The sequence below is a fragment of the Laspinema palackyanum D2c genome, assembly GCF_025370875.1.
Taxonomy (GTDB): domain Bacteria; phylum Cyanobacteriota; class Cyanobacteriia; order Cyanobacteriales; family Laspinemataceae; genus Laspinema; species Laspinema palackyanum.
On sequence record NZ_JAMXFD010000001.1, the window covers coordinates 587,939 to 612,012 of the forward strand.

Sequence of the window (24,074 nt, forward strand, 5' to 3'; positions counted from 1 at the left end):
GCATCTGGAATCGGACAATCCACCCAATATCCCCTCTAGCCTAAAATATAGGGTAGGAGTACAGTATTAGATCCATAGGACAAGAACCCCTCTGGCCCTAATTTGTTGCAGATTAGCAGAATGTTGTGAAGAACCCCAGTTTGTCCTCCCGTCACTGAACTGGAGTCGTAGAGACTTTGAGTAGCGCATCGGAGATTCAAAGACAAGGATGGAAGAGTCAGGGATAAAAAGCTTGATTGATTTTTCCAGCCCCCGAATCTGCTATTATTAAAGCAAAAGGAAAATTGAGCCGGGATTTTTTGATGAATCCATGTTGATTTATTCAAGTTTGTAATCCCTCCCCCCCCCACCCCGGGGAAGTAGGAGAGGCTCGGTTTTTGAAACGGATTGGAAGGAGAAAAAGTTAAAATAAACTTGTTCGATCTAAAACCTCGTACAAATTTAGGAGAGTAGTCCTTATTCTCAAGAGACAGGAGTGACTCAATCAATGATGAATCAGCGGTCCGCATCAAACCCTAAAGCTAATGTATTAGTCGTTGACGATACCCCCGTCAACCTGTTACTTTTGAACCAAATACTCTGTCGGCATAATTATAAGATTAGAGTCGCTCCCAATGGAAAAATGGCGTTAAAATCTGTTTTCGCCAATCCACCGGATTTGATTTTATTAGACATTAAAATGCCCGATATGGACGGGTACGAAGTGTGTCGTCAACTCAAATTAAATCCGGAGACGGAGGAAATTCCTATCATTTTTATCAGCGCATTGGATGGGGCGATTGATAAAGTAACGGCTTTTAATTTAGGGGGAGTAGACTATATCACCAAACCCTTTGAGCCGGTGGAAGTTTTGGCGCGCATTGAACATCAATTGCGCCTGCGCGAATTGATGGTAGAACTCAAGTCGCAAAATGCTCAGTTACAACTCCTACTAACCACGACCCAATCCATTAACGAAGCCCTGGATATAGACTCCGCCTTAGCCATTATTTTAGAAAAAGTTTGTCAAACCCTGGGCTGGGACTTTGGGGAAGCGTGGATGCCAGATGACTCAGCCACTAAGCTAGTATATGGGCAGGCATGGTATGGGAATGATGCCAAACTTGCCGAATTTCATGACTACAGCAAAAACCAGGATGTTTTTCACTGCCGGGGATTTGCTGCCCGAATTTGGCAGGAGCAAGATTTAAAATGGATTGCTGATGCATCTCAGGAAGAGTCGGAGATGTTTTCTCGCGCCGATATCGCCGCAACGGCTGGACTCAAAGGAATGCTGGGTATTCCTATTTTGCTGCGGGATAGTACGACGGGGGATAACTCGGAAGTGTTAGCGGTTTTGGTGTTTTTTCAAAAAAATGAAATGCAACCGGACCGGCGATCGCTGGAATTACTCAAAGCCGTTGCCAGTCAGCTAGGGTCAATGATTCAGCGCAAAAAAACAGAAGCGGCTTTAAAAAAAGCTAATTTAGAATTAGAACGGCTGGCTAATTTAGATAGTTTAACCCAAGTGGCCAATCGCCGTCGCTTTGATGAATATCTCGATTGCGAATGGAACCATGCACAACGGGAAAAACATCCGCTTTCCTTGATTTTATTCGACCTCGACTATTTTAAAGCCTATAACGATTACTACGGACATCAAGCGGGCGATCGCTGTTTGCAACAAGTCGCCCGTTCCGCAGGCAGTGCAATCACCCGCAAGACTGATTTACTCGCTCGTTATGGGGGCGAAGAGTTTGTGATGATCTTACCCAATACCCCCGGTTCCGGGGCGCTTACGGTGGCAGAAACCATTCGCGATCGCCTCAAACAGTTGCAAATCCCTCACTTAGATTCCCGAGTCAGTCCTTGGGTCACCGTCAGTCTGGGAATCGCCACCCTGATTCCCACGGACTCCGAGAAACCCGAAGCGTTAATTGCTGCTGCCGATGCCGCCCTTTATGAAGCCAAATCTCAAGGACGAGATCGGGCTATCCTCAAAGAACTCCCCCCAGACCCTTGACCCCTCAATCGGCCTAACCCAGCCAGACAACGGCCTTCTCAGGGCATTTTCCACCCAATCCCTCTAATTGGGCTCAAATTGCGATAAAGTAGTCCTGGGTTTTCACCCGTTTTAGGGTTAACCCTGGGAAAAATCCCGACTAAGGCAGCATCGATTCCTCGTTTTTATACAACCGATGAGTGAGCAACGCGAAACTGATTCCCCTAAACCCGATTCCCATCCGTCCCCCGAACCGACGGAGAATCTCACCCTGGAATCGCCAGAATCAGCCCCAAAATCCTGGACCGATCGCCTTTCTGGGGTCTGGAATCAGGCCACAGACCGGCTAAAACAACTCTCCCTAGGCGATCGCCTCCCCCAATATTTTCAGGATTGGTTCAGCGTCAGCGATGAACGAGTCGCTGAAATTTTGGCAACGGTTCGCGCCCAATTGCCCACCACCGAGGCCCTATTAATTGGCAAACCCCAAGCGGGCAAAAGTTCCATCGTCCGGGGACTCACCGGAGTTTCCGCAGATATTATCGGCCAAGGATTTCGTCCCCATACCCAACATACGGAACGCTATGCCTATCCCTCCAGTGAGTTACCCTTACTGATTTTTACCGATACCGTCGGACTCGGGGATGTCAACCAAGACACTGCGGCGATCGTCCAAGAATTAGTCGGGGATTTGCAGCAGGAAACGGGTCGGGCCAAAATCCTCATTCTCACCGTCAAAATTAACGATTTTGCTACAGATTCCCTCCGCCAAATTGCCCAACAGTTACGCGCCGCCTCTCCTCACATCCCTTGTTTACTGGCGGTGACCTGCTTGCATGAAGTCTATCCCCCCAATACTGAAAACCATCCCCCCTATCCCCCAGATTTTCCCTCGGTTAATCGGGCGTTTGAGTCGATTAAAGCGGGATTTGCTGAGATTTGCGACTGCGCCGTTGCCCTCGATTTTACCCTAGAAGAAGATGGCTATACTCCGGTGTTTTATGGGTTAGAAGCCCTCAGCGATGCCCTGGCCGAACTCCTCCCCGAAGCCGAATCCAGCGCCATTTATCAACTGTTAGACCAAGGCGCAGGTGAGAAAATTGGCACATTATATCGCGATGTCGCCCGACGGTATATTTTAGCCTTTTCCATCATGGCCGCCACCCTCGCTGCCGTTCCCCTACCCTTTGCCACCATGCCGGTCCTGACCGCCTTACAAGTCTCCCTGGTGGGATTGTTAGGCCGACTCTACGGACAAACCCTCACACCATCCCAAGCGGGAGGAGTCGTCAGTGCGATCGCCGGTGGATTTGTCGCCCAGGCGATCGGGCGGGAATTAGTCAAATTTGTCCCAATTTTCGGCAGTGCGATCGCCGCCTCCTGGGCCGCCGCCTATACTTGGGCCCTCGGTGAAGGAGCGTGCGTATATTTTGGTGATTTAATGGGCGGTAAAAAGCCCGACCCAGACAAAATTCAAGCCGCCATGCAAGAGGCTTTTGACGCAGCTAAAGAACGGTTCAAAGGCATCAAACGTTAAGGTTTTGGGGAAGAGATAACGGTGAGGGTTCAGAGTTGGGAAAGGCGATCGCATCCTCGAAACCTGCAAACCAGTAGCTGACCCAAAACCCAAGCATTCTTTTGACTACTGTAATATCAAGCCTTTATCAAATGGTCTAATCATGATATTTTAAAGTTAAAAGCTATAACAAAAAAAACAATGCTAACTGTCCATCATCTCAACGTTTCTCAGTCCGAGCGCATTATCTGGCTCCTAGAGGAACTGGAATTGCCCTACGAACTCTGTCTGTACCAACGCCACCCGGTCACCCAATTAGCTCCCCCAGAACTGCGAACCGTTCATCCGCTCGGCAATGCGCCGGTGCTGGTCGATGGCGAGATTGTGATGGCTGAGTCTGGAGCGATTGTGGAATACATCCTCGCTCGCTACGGGGAAGGTCGGTTGGCAGTGTCCGTCACCTCAACTGAGTATCCCGATTACTTGTACTGGTTCCATTACGCCAATAGCAGTCTGATGATGCAGATTAGCATCAACTGGTTTGCGGGGATGGCTGTAGGACCCGATAGTAATTCTCCACTGCTCCCGGCCCTACAAGAGCGGCTCGATCGCCACCTCCAGATGGTCGAAGATCGCCTATCCCAAGTAAACTACTTCGCGGGTGCTGAGTTTACCGCCGCTGACATCATGATGCATTTCCCGTTCGGCACGATGAAGGCATTTTACAACCTGGGTCTCGACAACCGGCCAAATATCAAAGCATGGCTGGCGCGGATCAGCGATCGCCCTGGATATCAGCGAGGCATGAAAGCAGCAGGACACACTCAAGATCCGGCCCTAGAGTGGGACACCAGCCGCGCCGTTGGGTTAGACTCCCCTGCATGAGTTCTCACAATCCGATAGGTTAACAGGGACGGAATGAACTGAGGCGAGTGCGAATAATGTTGAGGGGTGAGGGTTGGGAAGGGCGATCGTATAGATTCCGGCATCCGTCCCCCACACCCTTACTGTGCCGTGTGACTAACTAAGGCATCGGAAACCCTCAAATAGTGGCATGGAATCGATAATATTTGGAATTTCCTTAAAATAGCCAGTAAGCCATAGATGCAGGGTTATGAATCAAAGATTTGAGGCGGTATTTAAACTGGAGGCTCAAGAGCGAGCAAAATGCTCGCTCTCCCAGCATTTTGAGTGAAAATTTTCCCAATTTAGATGCTGAATAGCGTACCACCCTATTTGCTATAAAAAACTAGGAAATAAATATCATAGCCTATCTTTTATTTTATTTGGATAAAAATCGGCCAAAAAGCTCAGTGTATTCTTCAACTGAAATTTCTTCAATATTTGCACCAATCCGTTGGTAGTATTTACCAAAGTATGAAGTAGGTTCTTTTCTGGGTTTTATACAAAAAAGGACAACTGATTTATTAAAATACGAAATTAGTTTAATATTGTTACCTAAATTAGTTTTGACTTCTTGATTAATCCCTTTATGGTTATTAATTTCTTGGCATATCCACCGATAAAAATTATCTAAATTTTTTTGTAGTTGCAAAGCTTCATGCTCTATACCAGTTATGTGATAACCCTTATATTCTATGGAGTCAATGTTATATAGTTGGATAATTCTTTGGGCCGTTTGTTCATTATCTGCGACTCCAACACAAACATATCCAGTTGCTTGAGGCGAGTGATTTGCCATAGCAGTAAGAGTTTTAATTATTTTTTCAAAATTATCTGAATTAAATTCTCCTGCTCCATTTAAATTGGTAAACCCTTGCTTAAAATCATATAAAACTTGCTCAGTTTTGGATTGAGTTAGTAAAGTTTCAAATTCTGTTCTCCAGCAATCTATTGCCGGATCCTCTTGCTCTCGTATTTTAAAACAATCTTGAATTAAACCTTTTACTTTTCTAATATGACGAGTTTTATCATTAGAATTCCATGTGGGGCTTGTCCGAATATTTATTTCTCTGTTGATATTTTTTAAACTTTTAATTAGTCCATCATAATCAGCTATTTCCATTCTTTTATTAATTATGAGATCATAAAAACTGAAAAATATTACTTGAAAAGGTCGTGAAATATAGTTAAGCGTATTTTGGCCGCATATTAATTCTGCGAAATTCAAGTTTGCTTCATGTAAAATTTTACGGATCTCATCGTAAATATAAATAAACTGTTTTTTTATATTTACTGCGGATTTTGATTTAATTGCTAATTGTATTCTTTCTTGATTTTCTCCTTCTTTAAATTCATAGTATTCATCTAAAATTTTAGAATTAGTTGTGGGAACGGAAGGGGACAGAATCATATAAGCAATAATATTGGCAATTATTTCTTCATCTTTTGATTGTCTGAGCATTTCTTTGGTTAAAATTTTGTTTTTAACCCAAAAAATTTCATCAATTACAATCCCATATTTAAGCTGTTTGTTAGTAATACTAATATTTTTCATGTTATTTAGGAGAAGAACGTCGGAAGCGGATGCGTCCGTCCTTATTTCACTAGAAATCACTCTAACTAAATCAGCAAATTCGGAAGTGCTTCCTGCGGCTCTTAGTTCTTGCTTGGACAAGTGTTTTCCATTATAATTAATTCTTCTAAAAACCTCGTCAATTTTTTCTTCATTTTCAAATGAGTATATAGATAACGGCATTATATAACTTGAAATTGTTTCACAAATTTTTCGATCTAAAACAGGGGATTTTTGGAGTAAAGTTTTATTATCAAAAAGAGATTTGGATTCTACCATAGTTTGTAAATCAAAATATTCTCCCTTAAAATCAAATTCGCCTTCAATAAAAGATGTAACAGCATTTAACCTTTGCATTCCATCTATAATTTCAAAAACAAATTTTTTATCTTTTTCTATTTCCGCTAATAAAATTATAGGGACTGGAAAACCTTGAAGGATTGAATCAATAAAATCTCTTTTCTCTTGAATTGTCCAAACGAGCTTTCTCTGATACCTTCTATTGACATAAAAATTTTGATTAATATAAAAATTATAAATTCTTTGAACTAATTCGCTCCTTATAGAGAGATCTCTTCTTGGTGAAGTTTGAGGTAAAGCAGGCATATGAGATTGAGACATAATTGAGTATTTTTTACTTAACTAATAGTGGGCAATATGGTAAATTATTTTACATTATAACACAAGGGTAAGCAAAAAATATTAATTTTTTCTTAAATTAACAAAATTATAGACTTTAGGAGTATCCAGAAGATAGCTTATTCCCATCGCTGCAATTCTTCTGCTGCTAAAGGTTCAAAGAAGGCGTCTGAGAGTTTTCCGGTGAGTAAACCAGGGGTGCGCGGTTCGGCTTCATTCACCGTTAGAGTTGCAGTTTTTTCGTGAATTAAATCATAAATCTCTCCCAGCTTCTCTTCGGGGATATTTTGTAATTCTTGGATAATTTTTTGAAGTAACATAAATCCTCGGGGGGTGAATCCTTCAAGCTTTCTCAAGCGCGGTTGATCCTTGGAAAGGACACACCGAAACGAGCGGCAAACTTCTCCTGGAAGAGGTTCAGTCGCTTCCGCAAGGCCGGGATGAGTTCAGAAATTGGCCACGTGGATTAATACCAAATCCGGTCCTCAAACGTTGTTTTTCTGCGTTAGCCCGCGCAGGGGTCTACTGAGCTTGTCGAAGTACAGGCTTTGTCCGTGTAGCCCCAGGCTTTAGCCTGCGGGTTTTATTATAACCTAAACAAGCAATTTCAGATCCTTAATATTTTATTAAAAAATCAGCTTTCTGCACTCTACTGCTCGATCGCCCCCAATGCTTTCAGAGTAGCTTTTTGAGCCTCAGTTAATCCCGTTGCGCCGGTAATATCCATCCCGGCGTAAGGTTTATTCACGATCGCCTGTACACAATTTCCTGACTCCAACTCCCACACTTTGATGGTTTCGTCATAACTCCCAGATACCAGGGTCTTCCCCTCGGGATGAAACACCAGGGATAACACGGCACTTCCATGTCCATCGAAGGTTTTGATACAGTCTCCGGTTTCGATATCCCAGAGACTCACAATGCCATCTTCCCGGCCAGAGGCGAGGGTTTTTCTATCCGGGGAGACGGCGACGGCCCAGACGTAATTACCTTGGCCCTGTAAACTTTTCAGGCATTCCCCTGTTCTAAAATTCCACAAGTTCATTGTGCCATCATCGGTTCCGGAAACTAGGGTTGTGCTATCGCTACTGAAAGAGAGAGAGACGACCCGACTGGTATGCCCTTGTAAGAGGGTCATCCCCTGTTCAATTTGTTGCAAATCCCATAGTTTCACGGTAGAGTCCGCACTACCGCAGGCCAAAGTTTGACCATCCGGGGCCAGGGCCATCACATCCCCCGAACTGGGGGGTCTCCATTGGGTCGTGAGGTTCTCACCTGTTGGCATTTCCCAACGGTGGAGGGTGCCGTCATCGCTGATGCTGGTGAGGTAGTCTCCGGTGGGGGGAATGGCGACGGATAGCACTTTGCTGGGATGTCCCTGCCAGGTTCTTAAACATTCGCCGGTGGTTAAATCCCAGAGTTTGACGCGGCGATCGGCACTGCCGGAGGCGAGGATGTTGCCATCGGGGGCGACTGCCAAGGACCAGACGGCACTGGCATATCCTTGTAAGGTAGTGAGGCATTCTCCTCGCACAATATCCCAGAGTTTCACGGTTTCGTCATCACTTCCAGAGACCAAAGTGCGGCCATCGGGAGCAATGGCAACGGTTCCTACCCGACTACTATGATCCGCTAACCGATGTAAGCAGTCCCCCGTGGTCATATCCCAGACTTTCACGGTCCCATCGGCACTCCCTCCGATTAAGGTTTTGTTATCGGCAGCAACCGCTAAGGACCACACAGAACGACTCTGTTGTTCGATGGTTTTTTGACAGTTTCCTGTGCTTAAATCCCACAGTTTCACGGTTTGATCCGCACTGCCGGAGGCGAGGGTTTTGCCATCGGGTGTGACAGCGACGGATAATACCCATTCGGTATGTCCCTGTAAGGTTTTGCGACAGACGCCGGTTTCCAAATCCCAGAGTTTCACGGTTTGATCCGCGCTACCGGAGGCGATGGTTTGGCCATCGGGGGTGACGGCGACCGACCATATAATGCTACCATGTCCATATAAGGTCGTATGACAGTGGCCGGTTTCTAAATCCCAGAGTTTCACGGTGCGATCGTTACTCCCGGAAACGAGGGTTTTGCCATCGGGGGTGATGGCGACTGCTCTCACAAAATGGCTATGACCTGTCAAGGTTTGCAGACAGTTCCCTGTGCGGACATCCCAGGTTTTTACCGTGCCATCATCGCTACCAGAAACGAGGGTTTTGCCATCGGGGGTGACTGCCACGGACCAGACTGGCGCAGAATGTCCTTGGCACAATACCAAGGGTTTCCCCTCAACTTGCCACAGATAAATTTCCCCATTGGCATCTCCCGTGGCAAACCACTCGCCATCGGGACTAAATGCGGCGGATAAAACGGTTCCAAATACGGTTGTGAAGGTACAATGTTTTAAGTTAGCTTGGGCTAAATTGACATTCCGTAAATTAGCCGAAGTAAAATCAGCCCCTAAGATAACCGTATCTTGGAGGTCGCTATTATCCAAAGCATTGGGGTCTATTTTTAACAATAAAGTGACGGCATTTCCCCCGAGATAGGCCGCTTCATTTTCACATTGACCTTGAGTGGATTGGACTAATTGTAGTAATCGGGTTTTGGTCGCTTCCCCGGGGTCAATGGTGGGTAATAATAGCTCTAATACCGCTGGAGTTAAGGGTGCTTTGCCAAAGGTTTGGGAAAGGTTGGACGTAGAGGGAAACTGTTTCAGGTCCGCAAATTCCGTAAAATCTGGGGCTAAAATGCCCAATTCTACTGCAAATTTGTAGGCAACAAAAAACTCTAATAAAGAGCGATGGGCGGGAGTATAGTCCCCTTCCGCATTGCGAATCAGCATGGTTTGAGCCATCATGTCATAATGCCAATGGTCCAAATCTTTTTGTTGTTGGACCACGGTACTAAACAGGCGGCGCAGACGATTGGGAAATTCCCGGAAATTGAGACTCATCTGGTCAGTAGAAAGCATTTCCCAAGACAGTTCGCAAAGGAAATATAATTTATCCGCCATTGAGGTAAAGGTGCGCTCGGTTTTAATATCCCGTTCCATCTTGCGGCGCACGGCATAAAAGTAAATTCGGGATAAATCAATGGGTTTTCCTGATTCAATTTCCGGTAAGGCTTCTAAAATTAACTCAATCATCACAGGACGTTTTGCCAAATCCAATAATTTGGCATTTTGCATCACTTTTTCCACCGTTGTCGCTGTTGCCCGTTTGCCAATTACGTCGCGGATTTGGGTGGAATTGAGCTTTTCAATTTCCAACACTTCAAATTGAGGGGTTGCCCCAATTAAATTGGCGGTGGAGGCTTTTAATTCCGCATTTAACAGGGCGCGTCCTTCTTGAGCTTCGGGAAAATGTTCGGTCCGACAAGTGAGGATGACTTTGGACCCGGGAACGACGACTTTGGCGAGTTCCCAAAAGTTATTAATCATTTGTTGGCGATCGACTTTGGCGGCCATTTCATCAAAGCCATCAAAAATCAGCAACAATTTCCCCATGCGATTTAATTGCTCAAAGGCAGAGTATCCGGGTAAGCCAATTTCATGCTGTCGGAAAAAGAATTCGGAAAACAAGGATTCCACGCTGACTGCTTTGGCATAATCCCGTAAGGGAATGACTAAAGGCAGGCGAGGACGGGGCAATCCTTCTTCTTTAGCATCGCGATATTTCTTAACCGTTTCCCAAGCATAATGAAGGGCAAACCAGGTTTTTCCCGTGCCAAATTCCCCTAAAATGGAGATATGTTCTTTCGCAGGGTCATCCACCCAACGGTTGATATAGCGGTCAATCCAGCCGTTGCGTTCATCGTAGCGACTTTTAGCAAGGCGTTGGTGGGTGATGGGGTCTATTTCTTCTTTGGTACAGGCTAGGGGAACATATAACTGTTCAATGTCTCGCTGCTTAACTTCTGCTTCTAACCAGTCGATATATCGACTAAAATCTGCTACTTCGTCAATGAGTTCGTCAAAGGTGTAGCAGAATAAAACATCATCATTTTCAACAATATCCACCGCCGCTTGACTAATCCGCCGGGGGGCAACTAACCAGCCTTCATCGGCTTTTTGAACATCGACGGATTGCCGTAAATGATTGACATCACTAATGGTAACTTCCCCTTCGATTCCTCGGACCACAATGCGATCGAACCCACGACGAGCGCGGATATTAATAATCCATTCAAAGTAATTGGGGATTTGAACGTCATAAGACTCAAAGTCATATAACGCTTCTAGCCAGTTGCGTAATTGTTGAGCAAATTCTGATTTAAGCCTGGGTTGGTTCCCGGCAGCCGGAAGAATGGGGTCGGGTTCGCTGGCGGTTAATTTAGCAATTTCTTGGCGGAGGTCTTCCAAGGCATTGAGATTTTCCAGCCGCTCTAAAATTTGGTTGGTATTGTATCGCAAATCTTCAATTTTGCGAAATTCCAAGACTTCCGCAGGAGTGCGGGTGCGGTTGGCAATTTCCATAAAAATGCTGCTAAATTTCGCCAGTTCCCGCTTATAGTCAATATGGCTTTCCCGAATTTTATCTCCCAAGGCAAAGCCATCGATATAGGCTTCTGCTTCCTTGAGGAGGGTATAGGGGTCGTTGCGATCGAAGGCTTTGCGAAAGCCGTGATAAATTTCGTTTTGTCGGAACAGTTCGAGGACGAGTTGGAGCCGGTCTACGTCGAAATTATCAAGGTTTTGGATACCATATTCGACTAAGGCATACCGATAAACTCCGGTGAAATCTGCCGGAGGATGGTCTGCATCAATTTTAAATTTTTGGAGTAATTTAATAACTAATTCGTTGCGTCTAGCGGTATTAATGATGACGGGAGTGGCAACGCGAGCGATCGCCAGAATCGCCCGAACGATCTCGTCAATTCCTACCATAGTTTTTTCCTCGATCTGCGATAGCTAATAACCTATAGGTGGGACAGCAATGGCTGTTTAGGGTATCGGGGGTGGGTTTCGTGAGTGGGGTTGCTTGTCGGTTGCGATCGCGGCCATGCTCATTATGGGGTGGTAAATGGGGTTACGGTGGAGTCCCTCATCAAACCTAACGCAATTTTCCCCAGTTAGCCTAGGGTGGGTAACCCACACTCGATTAGAAAATGGGGGAGATGAGTGCATAGCCTTCTGTTTATTCTATTGGGTCCTGAGAAATGCTAACTCGGCCTTGGGTTCCGTCTGTTGTGTTGGCGGGGTTGGGGAGGGGAGACCTAACCCCCCAACCCCCTTCCCTACGAGGGAAGGGGGAGCCGGAGAGGGAGAATCAAAGCCCCTCCCCTCGTAGGGGAGGGGTTTGGGGAGAGGTCGGTTTCTGCAATTGACCAACCCACTCCCAACCAACGAAAGCCCGATCGCATCACCCAGACCCTAAGCGCACCCAGACGGTTGCAAATCCCCTCAAACCCTTACTCTCCAAACTTTTTACTCTACGGAACCCGTAAAAATCCCCGGTTAAACCCTGCCAGTCTGAGGGACCTGTAGTTTGCACCCCCATCGGTAATCTCCCCCATTAGGGCCGAGATGCTTGTTTCAGATTAGCGAACCAAGATTTACCATAGAAATAACCCCTTGGGAAAGTAGTTGATGAGTTACTGTCCGAATCCCGATTGTCCGAATCCGATAAATCCTGACCTGACGACGTTTTGTCGCGCCTGTGGTACCAAGCTGGTGTTGGCACAACGGTATCGTTTGGTGAAACTCATCGGGACTGGGGGGTTTGGCAGAACGCTGTTGGCACTGGATGAATTCAAACCCTCGAAACCGCAATGTGTGGTTAAGCAGTTTTATCCCCAATCTCAACAGAATTCGGAGAAGGCGAATCAATTATTTCAGCAGGAGGCGATTCGTTTGGAACAATTGGGCAAACATTCTCAAATTCCCGAACTGTTTGCACATTTTGAACAGGAAAATCGTCAATATATTGTCCAGGAATTTATTGATGGCCAAAATTTAACGGAAGAACTCGCCGAACAAGGGCGATTTTCTGAAGCGGCAATTGTTAGTTTGTTGGAAGATTTATTGCCGGTTTTACAGTTTGTGCATAAAGGTCAGGTGATTCATCGGGATATTAAACCAGAAAATATTATTCGCCGTCGTCACGATCGCAAGTTGGTTCTGGTGGATTTTGGTGCGGCTAAATATGCCACGGGAACGACCCTGAATCAAACCGGCACTACCATTGGTACTAAAGGTTATGCCGCACCGGAACAAACTTTTGGCAAGGCGGTATTTGCCAGTGATATCTATAGTTTGGGGGTGACTTGTATTCACTTGTTGACCAGCCGGGAACCGTTTGAGATGTATGATGCGATGGAAAGTACCTTCGTCTGGCGGGAGTATTTAGGGATTAACAAAGTGGGCGATCGCCTCGCAACGGTCCTCGACAAGGCGATCGAAAGTAGTGTGAGACGGCGTTATCAATCCGTTGAAGAATTCATGCTAGGGTTGAAAGCCCCCCCCTCAAAGGGCAGTAGGACCATCACTCCCCAATCCCGATCGCCTGCACCGCCTCCCCCACGAGCGATCGCCACGGTGCGCGTGAGTACGCCTCCGGTTACGGTGTCGGAAATTGGCAGTTTGAAGGGACATGGTGCGCCGGTTAAAACCGTTGCCATTAGTGCTAATGGTCAACTCTTGGTCAGTGGCAGTCGTTCCGGGATTAAATGGTGGCAACTCCATGAGGGTCAAGAATTACCCACCCTCCGCAGCAGTTGGCCCGAGGAACCCTTTGCGGGGGTGAGTGCGGTAGCGTTTTCCCCCGATGGGCGACTGTTGGCCGCAGGCAGTGGGGGAGGGGCGATCGCGTTGTGGGATGTGACGTTACGCAGGATTCTGCGCCTGCTGAAAGCGCCATCGGGGGTCAAGTCGGTGGCGTTTTCCCCCGATGGCCGACTGTTGGCTGCTGGGGGAACGGATGGGGCGATCGCCCTGTGGGAGACGGCGTCTTGGCGGCTATTTCGTCCCCTGATGGGTCATTCTGCTGCTGTCAACTCTGTAGCCTTTTCTCCCGACTGCCGCACTTTAGTCTCTGGAAGTGAGGATACTTCCATTGTGTTCTGGGATGTGACCACTCAGGCGGATACACAGACGGGATGGGGACGTTCAGGGGCGGTGAATGCGATCACCATTTCTCCCTGTGGTCGCTTCCTCGCCAGTGGTTGTGCGAATCGCACCATTTTGTTATGGGAACTGCCCTCGGGCCAACAAATTGGCACACTCACGGGACATTCCACGGGAGTTAATTCCGTGGTTTTTTCTCCTGATGGATCAACCCTGGCCTCGGGAAGTGATGATACTTCCATTGTGCTATGGGATGTGAAAACGGGACAAGAAAAGCGCACCTGTTGGGGGCGATCGGGTGTGGTTTATGCTGTTGCCTTTACTCCCGATGGGAATACCTTAGTGAGTGGGACTGAGGATACAACCGTGAAAATTTGGCAGTTGCGGGGATAATTTTCAGCGAACCCGAACTGTTTTTATTCCTCCTCGCCTGTTAACTCCCTCTCGCTTTTTCGGTCTAAGGGTAAGATGATTTCAAATTCCGTGCCGATTCCCTCTTGGGAGTTGAGATTGAGTTGACCCTTGTGCTTATCTCGGACAATTTCATTACTAATGGCTAATCCTAATCCCGTCCCTTTCCCCACAGGTTTGGTGGTGAAAAAAGTCTCAAAAATTCGCTGTTGAATTTGAGCGGGAATTCCAATCCCATTATCTGCAATTCGGATAATGACTGCGGATTGGTCTTCGCGGTTGATTAGTTCCGTGGCGATCGCCAACTGGGGTTTCCACGTTTGATTCCCATTCAAATTCCGGGATTCTTTTTCTTTCCGTTCTAATATTGCATCAATAGCATTTCCTAACAAATTCATAAACACTTGGCTCAACTGCCCGGAATAACAGTCCACTAAGGGCAAGTCTCCATAATTTTTGACTAGCTCAATATCATACTTGATTTGATTGTTTAAAATCAACAGGGTACTATCGATACATTCATGTAAATCCGCTGGTTTACGCGCGGTTTCATCCAAATGAGAAAAGTTTTGTAACCCGCCAACAATCTTCGTGAGTCGGTCTGAACTCACGACCAAAGATTGCACCAGCTTGGGTAAATCTTTCCGTAAAAACTCTAAATCAATATTCTCGATGGTTTCAGTAATTCGGGGGGAAGGTGTTTCCACTTCCTCTTCATAGACCGACACCAGTTCTAGCAAGTCTTGACAGTAGTTGGCTAAAAATCCCATATTTCCGGAAATACAATTCACGGGATTTTTAATTTCATGAGCAATTCCCGCTACCATCCGCCCTAAAGAGGCCATTTTTTCCGTTTGAATGGTATGGGAACGGGTTTGCTCTTGCAGCATCTGGGTTGTGAGTTCATAAATTTGGGATTGGGCGATCAGTAACTGATGAACGTCTAAGAGACGATAAACATCCGGTTCCATCTCAATCACAATCGGTTCATAGAGAAACTCTGGCGATCGCTCTAACGATTGCCTTGCTGCCATACCAATGGGTAGATAGCTGGGAAAGGTGAGAGGTTCGATTTTTGTAAAGTTATGTAAGGCTTTTAAGGGTCTTCTGGAGAATAATTCTAACCCATAGGGACGGCTCAAATGCTCCAAAAATTTCCGGCGAGAAATCGTCCCCGCAAACTTACCTGAGTCGGTTAAAATCGCCCCGGGAAGCAGTGGGTTTTCAGCTAAGGCTTTAGCTAAGTCGGATCCTGGACAAGTGACTTCTATTTCAAAATCAAACAGGGTCAGGTCCGCCAGAGTGGAGTCTAATGTAAGTTTACCAACCAGTCGGTCTGGAGTCACTGGAACGACTTGTTCTAAATTTTCCACAGATGTTGCAAGCATTACGGGTTTCCTCAGTATGGGGAATGGGGAGCATGGAGAATTTAAAAGTTATTTATTTTACAGAATTTCATTATTTTACAATAAATTTCTCCTCTCGGTTAATTCCTTAAAAAAGTTTAAATTAAAATTAACCTGGAATTAACCTGGGGTATCAAGAATAGGAGTCAACAATTAAAAACCGAATCTTCCTGGGCCTAAGGGGTTACAGATTCGCCAAAAATTGATAAAACCCTGGGTGAGTCTTCTCTCTATTATACCCAATTCCTCGCGATCGCTGTGATAACCAGGACACCGATCGGGAGGAGATGAATTGAGGAACGCCTATTCAATCCCATAGACTAGTAAATCCGTGGATTTTGATCCGTTTCGAGGCAAACTGCTGGGGGTTTAAGGTCGTCGATTTGTTAATTTTCGTGACAAATCGAACAGTCCCGACCCCTTTGTTTGGCCCGATAAAGGGCCTGATCGGAGAAGGCAATCAAATGTTCTAAGGAGTCATGTTTTGTGGGGATGACCGTAGCAATACCTATACTGAGGGTGATCCGATCGCAGACTTTGGAGTTGCGATGGGGGATCTGGAGGGTGGCGAGGGCCTTACGGATGCGATCGGCAACGGCGATCGCCCCATCGGTGAAGGTATTGGGCAAAATTACCGCAAATTCTTCCCCGCCATATCGCGCCACTAAATCTTCCCGACGACTGCCACAGTCCTTTAAAACTTGTGCCACCTGTTGCAAACATAGATCCCCAGCCTGATGTCCGTAGGTGTCATTATAATCCTTAAAAAAATCAATATCGCATAACAGCAGAGATAGAGGTTTTTTCTCCTGGGTTAGGCGGTCCCATTGTTGAGACAAATAACGATCAAACATTCGCCGGTTCGCGACTTGAGTTAATCCATCTAACGTCGCCTGCCGGTGTAACTCTTGATTCGCAACTTCCAGTTGATGATATAATTTTTGCAGTAACTCCGTAGCTAATTCGTGAATGTGGGCATGGGCGAGTAATAATTGATGCACGTCCAGCAAGCGATAGGTTCCCGGAGCGATTTCCACCACAATCGGTTCATACAGGGAATCCGGCGATCGCGACAAAACCCCCTGGACTGCTGCAACAATAGTGACGGAACTTTTAAACTGTAAATATTCGATTTGAGTGAACCGATATAAAACTTGAATCTGCCGTTTAAAAAATAATTCCAACCCATAAGGACGGGAAAGCTGCTCAAAAAATCTCCCCCGAGAAATCATCCCTAACAGTTCGCCTTCTCCCAGCAAAATCACCCCGGGTAGTAAAGGATTTGCATTAAAAGTTTCCGCCACTTCCCGTCCCCTTACGTCCGCATTCACCTGATAATGATAGAGGGAGAGGGCGGATAGCGTTGACTCTAAATGCAATGTTTTCATGCAACAGCGATCGGACAACAAAAAGGAGGAATCGGGGGAGGACTGATTCAAGATAGGAGAGTTCCCCAGATCCATTGCATTCGCTGTATAAAGTTTCATATCTTTTCCGTCATTTAGAACGTTTAACATTGCCGAGTTCAGGGAGAGTTATCTCCCCTGGATTGTTGAGCCGCGAGGGTTCACTGGGTTTGAGTAGAGTCTATCCGGGGATTTCCAGTCAGAAACACCGGGGGCACAGGGAGAAGAGGAACCAAATTTTAGATAAGAATATCCTAAACCCATTCAGGAGATTTCTGGGGCATCCTACAGATTTTTTAATGTTTTGATACAATTACTGAGGCTGATACTGATCCAGTAGCAAATTTTTCTGGATTCTTCATGAATTAGATAAAATTAAATTAAATTAAATTTAAAGTTTTGTTAAACTTTTAAGGAGTTTAAGCCGGTTTTCAATCATCCGTTACCCGAATGCTCTCGAAGGGTGGACCTGGGAAAGCCGACTGCCCGAGTGGGACTATACCCGGGCAAAATAGACTGGGGATCAGCCCGGGTAGAGGCGATCGCCCACCCCAGGTTTTCCTCTAGAGCTTGTAATATGGTGAGGGCGGTTTGCACTTCGCTTCAATCTCCAGGGCATCCAGAGATTCTTCTGGATTCATTCCCGTTCCGTGACGGGAAGGATTGAAAGCAAAAGGCGACCTGACCCGATAAGCAATCTGGACGGATCAGGGGATTTCCCCCGGGTTCATTGATATCGAAGCTCCTCACTGCGAAAAATAGGCCGAACCGCATGATGAATCAAGTACACAACGCCTTTACCCTGTTTATGAGTCTGCTTGTAGAGGCTCTGCCATTTTTGCTCCTCGGGGTGTTGTTCTCCAGTGCATTGTTGTTGTTCGTCGATGAAAAGAAACTCATTTCATTCATCCCTCGCAACCCGGTTCTCGGGGCCTTGATTGGGAGTTCCATTGGGTTCCTGTTTCCCGTCTGCGAGTGTGGCAATGTCCCCGTGGCGCGACGATTACTGATGCAGGGAGCCTCCCCCTCCGTGGCGATTGGGTTTTTACTGGCGGCTCCCACGGTGAATCCGATTGTGATTTGGTCCACTTGGACGGCATTTCGGGACCAACCCGAAATTGTGGTGTTGCGGTTGGTCTTTTCCCTGGCGATCGCCACGATTATTGGGTCAATTTTTAGTTTCCAAAAAGATTTAACCCCCTTCGTTCAACCAATGGTAGCGCGGGCGATGGGTCAATCCTCGGGGGCAAAATCCTGGGACGCCCCCATCAAAAAGGATTTGTCCTCGGATTCTGAAAACTTCTCCCCCCTGTTACAGTCCGGAACCTTTTTATTAGGGACTCCAGGCAGTCCCCAGCGCCTCGATGCCACCACAATGGAAACGATGTTATTGGCGTCGAAAGCCGGAAATTTGGGGGGTGCAGGGGCCGCCATCCCCGGCGATCGCCTGTTTTCCCAGCGCCTACGCTTATTTGTCGAGAATGTCCTGGCGGAACTGCGGGAACTCGGAGGGGTCCTCGTCTTCGGCAGTGCGATCGCTGCCATCATTCAAGTCGCCGCACCTCGGGACTTAATTATCAGCTTAGGACAAGGCCCCGTCACTTCCATTCTGGCAATGCTCGTCCTCGGAGCCGTTGTATCAATTTGCTCCACCGTAGATGCCTTTTTTGCCCTCTCCTTTGCCGCCACCTTTACCACCGGCTCCCTGTTAGCCTTTTTAGTCTTTGGACCCATGATTGACATCAAAAGTATCGGACTGATGATGTCAATTTTTAAACCCAAACCCCTGGTTTACTTGTTCTTAATTTCAGGACAGTTAACCTTTTTACTCGCCCTAGCTTATAACTTGAAATTTAGTTAGGAAAAATCGGGGATAAAGCGGGAGGGCGGCTTAAGAATCGCTTGATGGTGATTGGCTTGAGATTAAGAACCCCACCCTAACCCTCCCCTTGCTAAGGGGAGGGGACCAAAGGTGCAGTTAAGTGTGAAAAATGTACTCTTGTAAGCTCCTATCCCTCGCCCATCCTGTTCCTATTGCAACTGGAAACCTTTATATCTAACATGGCTGTTCAATCTCCCAAACTTTTCCGATTCTCAACCTGGGGACCCTGGATCGAAGTCCTCGCCGTCTTCGCTTGGGGTGTATTACTCCTCAAATATTGGGTGAGTGGGGAATTAAATATCCTCATTCACCCCAATTTCTTTGCCCTCACGAACGGGACTGGAGTATTCTTGATTCTGCTTGCCTGCTATAAAGGTGCACAATTGCTCCATCAACAGTGGCGATCGCGACGGGTCCGGAATCGCGGGACGAGAACCGCAACTGCGGCGACGGATCACATTACCCTGTTTCCTCCGGGATGGAGTGCGACGATACTTTTAGTGACTGCTCTGCTGGGGTTCTTAATCAGTCCGAGGGTCTTTGCCAGCGATAAGGCAATGATGCGGAATGTCAACGATTTTTTACCCGTCACCCAATCCCAACCCCAAGCCTTTCGCACCGCCAGAAAACCCGAGGAGCGATCGCTCATTGACTGGGTGCGAACCTTAACCGTTTATCCCGAACCCGATGCTTATACCGGGCAACAGGTCAATGTGCAAGGGTTTGTCATTCATCTCCCAGACTTGCCCGAAGAATACTTCTTAATCTCTCGCTTTGTGATTACCTGTTGTGCGGCAGATGCCTATCCCGTCGGGCTGCCAGTGAAATTATCCCAAAGTCGCAGCGCCTATCCGCCGGATACTTGGTTAGAAATTCAAGGGGAAATGAGTACGGAAGTTTTGGGCGATCAGCGTCAATTAACGATTGTGGCGAATTCAATTCAAGAAATTCCCGAACCCCGAAATCCTTATGAATATTAAGTGATGGGGTTCCCTGAACTAAAAACCGGGTAAGTTAACTCACCCGGTTTTTAACCTGAACTGTTTATATAACAGTCCCAGGTTCGGGGGATTCGGTTGTGTCTTCCCCAGTTTCTGCCCGACAATTTAGGATTTTTGCGTAAATTTTTGAAACAACAGTTGCAGTCCCAGACAAAATAAACCCAAGGCAGCAAAGGCAAAAATAAAGGTTGCCAGGGTACTCACCCCGGTGACTAATGTCCGCACTGCGGCGGAAATATTCACGGCGATGGGATTATCCGAGTGAATCGGTTTGTTGGCAAAGGTGGAGGCGATCGCATGGGTGAGCATCATACAGGCATAGGCAAACCCTCCGGAAATCAATGAACCCATAAAGCACCGCATCAGGGTGGGTTGGACGGTTTCTTCATGGGTCACTGAGAGGGGTTTGGGTTGAGTCGGTGTGGGATTGGTCATGAATTTTTTAGGGTGAATGAACTGTTTAAATTTTAACGTTTTGATTTGGATATCGAGAGAACAGACCCCTCCTAATGGACCCCTGGGGCTAACTGAATCCCGGTATTAATGAATTGAGCAATCCAAAAATCTAGGTCCGGATTTCCTAGGGTGTTTTGAACTTGCGCGCGGATTTGTTCTGCTTTTTCCCGGGAGTCGGTGAGGGCAAATACGGTGGGTCCGGAACCGGACATCAGGGTTCCTAACACATCACATTGTTCAAAGGTTTGCCGCAGTTTTAACACTTGAGGATATTCCGGCAAGACGACTTTTTCTAAGTCATTGTGCAGGAATTGGACTACTTTCATCTCATCTCGCTGGGCGATCGCCTTGACAATAGGTCCGGAATGGACTCGCTGTTGTCTCGCGGCTAAATCGGTGGTTTCTCGAACGTAGGTACTGCCAAACTGCTGGCGATAGGTTTGATACGCCCAAGCGGTAGAAACCCCTAAACTGCGATATTTTGCCAAAATGACATACAATCCTTCTAAATCTGGCAGGGGTTCGAGTTCGTTTCCTCGTCCCGTTGCCAAGGCGGTCCCCCCAGTGATACAAAAGGGAATATCCGAACCCAGTTGACTGGCTAAATCTTGTAATTCCGGTTGAGTTAAGCCGAGGTCCCAGAGCATTTCTAGTCCCACCAAAACCGCAGCGGCATTGCTGGACCCCCCAGCTAATCCGGCAGCAACGGGAATCTGTTTATCGATGAAGATATCGGCACCGCCATATTGCTCAAAAGCGTTGGGATATTCGGTTTTGAGGAGTTCGGCGGCGCGGTAGGCGAGGTTGGTGCGATCGCAGGGAACCTCGGGATGTTGGCAGTGGATCCGAAATTCCTCGGTGCCATTGGCGCGAATCTCCAGGCGATCGCCTAAGTCGATGCTTTGCAGGACCATTGACAATTCGTGATACCCATCGGGGCGATCGCCGATAATTTCCAGATACAGATTGATTTTAGCCGGTGCAATTAAGGAATAAGAGCGCATGGGGGATATTTAAGGGGTGACGGAAGGTTCTAGGGTTAAGAGGTTACTTAAAGCCACCCACTGCGACACACTCAGGTCTTCGGCACGCACTTGGGGGTTAATGTTTAATTGTTCCAGAAACTGGGTCAGTTGATCGCGATCGACCAGTCCTTTTAAATTATTTCGTAACATTTTACGCTTGCTGGAAAACCCAACTTTTACTAAAGTCTCTAACCACCGAGGGCGATCGGCAGGAAGGGCTAAGGGTCGCGGAGACAACCGCACCACCGCAGAATCAACTTTAGGCACGGGGTAAAAGGCTTTGGCGGGAACGGTACAGATATATTCGCACTCAGCGACATACTGCACCCGCACAGATAATGCTCCATAAGTGCGGGATCCAGGTGCGCCCGTGATCCGTTCGGCAACTTCTTTTTGAATCAGCAGGACGACAGACTGATAGGGAATTTGGGGCGGTTGGGAAATGGTGCCGAGGAGTTTTTCTAAAATCGGGCCGGTGATATTATAGGGAATATTGGCAACGACTTTATTGGGATGGTGAAAGTGTTCCGGAGTTTGGGTTAAGACGGACTCTAAATCCAGGTCCAAAAAGTCCGCGCATAAGAGTAAGAAATTCGGGATATCCCCTAATTTTTTGGCAAGTTTTTGGGACAAATTGCGGTCAATTTCTACGGCGACCACAGATTCAGCCCGGGAGAGTAACTGGCGGGTGAGGATGCCGGTCCCGGGGCCAATCTCTAGGATGCGATCGCCGGGAGATAATGCCGCCGCGTTGACAATTTCATTGAGGGCTTTATCGCTTTGCAGCCAGTGTTGAGCAAATTGTTTTCGAGGATAAGGCGAGGGCATTGGATTCAGGGGTGGGTTCGGTGAAACGTTTAGCTTTTTTATTGTACCGGGTTTGGGACGGAAAAATTGCCCTCTCTCTCCCGGAAGATTTGCGGGTATTTCTGGAGGAGGAATTTTTGAGGATTTGCCCCGGATACCGATTTTCCTCCACCTACAAAGAAAGAGATTAAAAACGTTCTACCTTAAGGGAGAGGAAGGTTAGAGTAAAAGTTACTAAAGTTTACATATCGTGTAAAACACCATTAAGGATATACAATTATCATGGCAAATTTAGCAGACAACATCAAACAAGTCAAAGAAACTCTCCCGAATATTACGCCGACTCCACCGGATATAAAACCCCAGGTTACCCCAGGAGAACTCAAGTCTCGTCTGGAGTGGGGAGAACCCGGTTTAACGATTATCGATGTGCGCGATCGCGAATCCTTTAACTACGAACGCATCACCGGCGCGATCTCCATGCCAATGGAAAACCTCGCCGAAACCGTCAGTTCCAGCTTAGAATTCAAGCGGGACATCTACCTGTATGGTGACAGCGACGAGCAAACCAAACAAGCTGCCAGCGAACTCCGCAGCGGCGGCTTTATTAACGTTGCTGAAATCAAAGGCAGTTTACCGGCTTGGAAGGCGATCGGCGGTCCCACGGAAGGGATTGCTTCGATGGAAGGTCCTTCCGGTCCTAGTTCCGTGAAGAAAAGCGAAAGTAACGTGGCTGCTCGTGTTGCCAAGCAAGGGGATTTAGAAGCCAAAAAATCTCAACAACATCGCTAGAGTTAAGTTTTTAACTCGGCGATTGATTGGGTGATTAAGTCTAAATTAAGCTTCTAGGCTTACCATCATCTTTAATTGTAGAGGCGCGATTAATCGCGTCTCTACTCTGGCGTTTTGATCGCGGGTTTTGAGACTACTGAGCGATCGCAGTGAAGGAGTCCAGATTAACGACTTTCCAGGTACTTGCTAACGCCTCAGCAATCGCACCTGTAATAAAGTTATCACTCCAATAGGCGACATGAGACAAAGGATTCCAACTGGTTAATAAATTCCCCACATTCACCGGCCAATCTGTCGTTACAACCTTTTCATATTCAGGACTCAGAGATTTGAGCGGATAGGAAATAATATCATTGGGGTCATAAAAATTAACCCATTCCCCGACTAAATTCGGATGATAATTCGTTAACGGCTTCGCCGGAACCTGGATGGGACGGTCAAACTTTTGATGCAAACTCCACAAGGCGATCGGGCTTCCGAGACTATAAAATAAAGTCAGGGTTTCCCCGCGTTCTAACGGGGTATTTCCCATCTGGTTCCTCACGGATTCAGGCATCAGCACTTTACTCCCCCGGGTCCGCGTAAATTCCTGAAGATCATAAAAGTAATTGCTGGCGATCACGGTCCCCAGACTATGAGCAATGGTGCAGAGGGGGGCGGTGGGACCTGCTTTTTCCGCTAAAGTTCGCAGACTTTGTGCAACCCTGCCGTGAATCCCATCATACAGACGGCGATCGCGTTCCGATGTGACTTGATAGGCGATCGTATCTCCCAAAACATTGATGAAAAAAAACCGCAACCATTCAAACCGCAAATTCTCTCCCTTCACTTTGTCCCATAACTCTTGTTGTTCCGGTTGCAGCAGCGGTGCCCAATAAATATATTCAAATACTAATCGAGATTCAGATTCTTCTGGGGAAATTCCCAACTGCTGGGCAAATCTTTCAATAATTTGACGGGATAACTTACTAAAATATTCCGGTTTTTCTAACTTCCCCTCATCCACATCCGGATCTCCCGACCCCATGCCATGAATGACCGCAACAGCTATTTTTTGAACTGACATGATGCTAACCCTTTTAAAAAAATTCGCAAACTTTTCCCTATCATAAATCCCTTCGCCCTTCTAAACTGCCTCCTGTAGGCTGATCTTGACAATCAGGGGTGGGAACGGCACCCAACCCCCAAATTTCGTCATCTCAAGCGGGTTTAG

Annotated in this window: 17 protein-coding genes; 7 read left to right on the forward strand and 10 right to left on the reverse strand. The window is 46.9% G+C overall.

The window, feature by feature from the left end; genetic code table 11:
• The first annotated feature begins 487 nt into the window (after window positions 1–487).
• From NG795_RS02515 to NG795_RS02525, 3 genes are all read left to right on the forward strand, one after another.
• On the forward strand, window positions 488–2,002 hold the full coding sequence (locus tag NG795_RS02515; protein WP_367287083.1) for a diguanylate cyclase domain-containing protein: 1,515 nt from the start codon (window positions 488–490) through the stop codon (window positions 2,000–2,002).
• Window positions 2,003–2,177: 175 nt separating this feature from the next.
• A complete protein-coding gene (locus NG795_RS02520; RefSeq protein WP_367287084.1) occupies window positions 2,178–3,518 on the forward strand; it encodes a GTPase family protein in 1,341 nt (446 codons plus the stop codon).
• 180 nt (window positions 3,519–3,698) lie between these two features.
• Window positions 3,699–4,382 carry a glutathione S-transferase family protein gene (locus NG795_RS02525; protein ID WP_367287085.1) on the forward strand — a complete coding sequence of 228 codons (684 nt, stop codon included), beginning with the start codon at window positions 3,699–3,701 and terminating at the stop codon, window positions 4,380–4,382.
• 397 nt (window positions 4,383–4,779) lie between these two features.
• On the opposite strand, the gene NG795_RS02530 is transcribed toward NG795_RS02525, so the two are convergent.
• The 3 genes from NG795_RS02530 to NG795_RS02540 all read right to left on the reverse strand — a co-directional run bounded on the left by NG795_RS02530 (window position 4,780) and on the right by NG795_RS02540 (window position 11,497).
• On the reverse strand, window positions 4,780–6,594 hold the full coding sequence (locus NG795_RS02530; protein WP_367287086.1) for a GmrSD restriction endonuclease domain-containing protein: 1,815 nt from the start codon (window positions 6,592–6,594) through the stop codon (window positions 4,780–4,782).
• A gap of 137 nt (window positions 6,595–6,731) precedes the next feature.
• Window positions 6,732–6,932 carry a hypothetical protein gene (locus NG795_RS02535; RefSeq protein ID WP_367287087.1) on the reverse strand — a complete coding sequence of 67 codons (201 nt, stop codon included), beginning with the start codon at window positions 6,930–6,932 and terminating at the stop codon, window positions 6,732–6,734.
• 329 nt (window positions 6,933–7,261) lie between these two features.
• Complete coding sequence (locus tag NG795_RS02540; protein ID WP_367287088.1) at window positions 7,262–11,497, reverse strand: WD40 domain-containing protein; 4,236 nt, start codon at window positions 11,495–11,497, stop codon at window positions 7,262–7,264.
• 702 nt (window positions 11,498–12,199) lie between these two features.
• Here NG795_RS02540 and NG795_RS02545 point away from each other — a divergent pair.
• Entirely contained in the window at window positions 12,200–14,068 is a 1,869-nt protein-coding gene (locus tag NG795_RS02545; RefSeq protein ID WP_367287089.1) for a protein kinase domain-containing protein, read from the forward strand.
• A gap of 23 nt (window positions 14,069–14,091) precedes the next feature.
• Here the strand turns inward: NG795_RS02545 and NG795_RS02550 are convergent, their stop codons facing one another.
• The 3 genes from NG795_RS02550 to NG795_RS02560 all read right to left on the reverse strand — a co-directional run bounded on the left by NG795_RS02550 (window position 14,092) and on the right by NG795_RS02560 (window position 17,495).
• Window positions 14,092–15,474 carry an ATP-binding protein gene (locus NG795_RS02550; protein ID WP_367287090.1) on the reverse strand — a complete coding sequence of 461 codons (1,383 nt, stop codon included), beginning with the start codon at window positions 15,472–15,474 and terminating at the stop codon, window positions 14,092–14,094.
• 404 nt (window positions 15,475–15,878) lie between these two features.
• Entirely contained in the window at window positions 15,879–16,979 is a 1,101-nt protein-coding gene (locus NG795_RS02555) for a GGDEF domain-containing protein (RefSeq protein ID WP_367287091.1), read from the reverse strand.
• A gap of 354 nt (window positions 16,980–17,333) precedes the next feature.
• The gene (locus tag NG795_RS02560) at window positions 17,334–17,495 is read right to left on the reverse strand and encodes a hypothetical protein (RefSeq protein WP_367287092.1); all 162 of its coding nucleotides are present in this window, start codon (window positions 17,493–17,495) and stop codon (window positions 17,334–17,336) included.
• A gap of 175 nt (window positions 17,496–17,670) precedes the next feature.
• Here NG795_RS02560 and NG795_RS02565 point away from each other — a divergent pair, with 175 nt between their 5' ends.
• On the forward strand, window positions 17,671–18,759 hold the full coding sequence (locus NG795_RS02565) for a permease (protein ID WP_436836021.1): 1,089 nt from the start codon (window positions 17,671–17,673) through the stop codon (window positions 18,757–18,759).
• 200 nt (window positions 18,760–18,959) lie between these two features.
• Window positions 18,960–19,760 carry a TIGR03943 family putative permease subunit gene (locus tag NG795_RS02570; protein ID WP_367287093.1) on the forward strand — a complete coding sequence of 267 codons (801 nt, stop codon included), beginning with the start codon at window positions 18,960–18,962 and terminating at the stop codon, window positions 19,758–19,760.
• Window positions 19,761–19,886: 126 nt separating this feature from the next.
• Here the strand turns inward: NG795_RS02570 and NG795_RS02575 are convergent, their stop codons facing one another.
• The 3 genes from NG795_RS02575 to rsmA all read right to left on the reverse strand — a co-directional run bounded on the left by NG795_RS02575 (window position 19,887) and on the right by rsmA (window position 22,090).
• Window positions 19,887–20,216, reverse strand: a complete 330-nt coding sequence (locus NG795_RS02575) for a DUF3082 domain-containing protein (protein WP_367287094.1) — start codon at window positions 20,214–20,216, stop codon at window positions 19,887–19,889.
• A 71-nt stretch (window positions 20,217–20,287) separates the two neighbouring features.
• Window positions 20,288–21,241 (reverse strand): 4-(cytidine 5'-diphospho)-2-C-methyl-D-erythritol kinase, encoded by a 954-nt coding sequence (gene ispE / locus NG795_RS02580; protein ID WP_367287095.1) that lies wholly within the window; start codon window positions 21,239–21,241, stop codon window positions 20,288–20,290.
• 9 nt (window positions 21,242–21,250) lie between these two features.
• Entirely contained in the window at window positions 21,251–22,090 is an 840-nt protein-coding gene (gene rsmA, locus NG795_RS02585) for a 16S rRNA (adenine(1518)-N(6)/adenine(1519)-N(6))-dimethyltransferase RsmA (protein WP_367287096.1), read from the reverse strand.
• Window positions 22,091–22,351: 261 nt separating this feature from the next.
• Between rsmA and NG795_RS02590 the strand changes: the two genes are divergently transcribed.
• A complete protein-coding gene (locus NG795_RS02590; protein WP_367287097.1) occupies window positions 22,352–22,861 on the forward strand; it encodes a rhodanese-like domain-containing protein in 510 nt (169 codons plus the stop codon).
• Window positions 22,862–22,994: 133 nt separating this feature from the next.
• Here NG795_RS02590 and NG795_RS02595 read toward each other — a convergent pair whose 3' ends face one another.
• A complete protein-coding gene (locus tag NG795_RS02595; RefSeq protein ID WP_367287098.1) occupies window positions 22,995–23,927 on the reverse strand; it encodes a hypothetical protein in 933 nt (310 codons plus the stop codon).
• Window positions 23,928–24,074 lie beyond the last annotated feature (147 nt).

What these genes read in the sequence shown, in the direction of transcription:
- NG795_RS02515 (WP_367287083.1), top strand. Translation starts at nt 488, where the DNA reads ATGATGAATCAGCGGTCCGCATCAAACCCTAAAGCTAATGTATTAGTC.
- NG795_RS02520 (WP_367287084.1), top strand. Translation starts at nt 2,178, where the DNA reads ATGAGTGAGCAACGCGAAACTGATTCCCCTAAACCCGATTCCCATCCG.
- NG795_RS02525 (WP_367287085.1), top strand. Translation starts at nt 3,699, where the DNA reads ATGCTAACTGTCCATCATCTCAACGTTTCTCAGTCCGAGCGCATTATC.
- NG795_RS02530 (WP_367287086.1), bottom strand. Translation starts at nt 6,594, where the DNA reads ATGTCTCAATCTCATATGCCTGCTTTACCTCAAACTTCACCAAGAAGA.
- NG795_RS02535 (WP_367287087.1), bottom strand. Translation starts at nt 6,932, where the DNA reads ATGTTACTTCAAAAAATTATCCAAGAATTACAAAATATCCCCGAAGAG.
- NG795_RS02540 (WP_367287088.1), bottom strand. Translation starts at nt 11,497, where the DNA reads ATGGTAGGAATTGACGAGATCGTTCGGGCGATTCTGGCGATCGCTCGC.
- NG795_RS02545 (WP_367287089.1), top strand. Translation starts at nt 12,200, where the DNA reads ATGAGTTACTGTCCGAATCCCGATTGTCCGAATCCGATAAATCCTGAC.
- NG795_RS02550 (WP_367287090.1), bottom strand. Translation starts at nt 15,474, where the DNA reads ATGCTTGCAACATCTGTGGAAAATTTAGAACAAGTCGTTCCAGTGACT.
- NG795_RS02555 (WP_367287091.1), bottom strand. Translation starts at nt 16,979, where the DNA reads ATGAAACTTTATACAGCGAATGCAATGGATCTGGGGAACTCTCCTATC.
- NG795_RS02565 (WP_436836021.1), top strand. Translation starts at nt 17,671, where the DNA reads ATGATGAATCAAGTACACAACGCCTTTACCCTGTTTATGAGTCTGCTT.
- NG795_RS02570 (WP_367287093.1), top strand. Translation starts at nt 18,960, where the DNA reads ATGGCTGTTCAATCTCCCAAACTTTTCCGATTCTCAACCTGGGGACCC.
- NG795_RS02575 (WP_367287094.1), bottom strand. Translation starts at nt 20,216, where the DNA reads ATGACCAATCCCACACCGACTCAACCCAAACCCCTCTCAGTGACCCAT.
- ispE (WP_367287095.1), bottom strand. Translation starts at nt 21,241, where the DNA reads ATGCGCTCTTATTCCTTAATTGCACCGGCTAAAATCAATCTGTATCTG.
- rsmA (WP_367287096.1), bottom strand. Translation starts at nt 22,090, where the DNA reads ATGCCCTCGCCTTATCCTCGAAAACAATTTGCTCAACACTGGCTGCAA.
- NG795_RS02590 (WP_367287097.1), top strand. Translation starts at nt 22,352, where the DNA reads ATGGCAAATTTAGCAGACAACATCAAACAAGTCAAAGAAACTCTCCCG.
- NG795_RS02595 (WP_367287098.1), bottom strand. Translation starts at nt 23,927, where the DNA reads ATGTCAGTTCAAAAAATAGCTGTTGCGGTCATTCATGGCATGGGGTCG.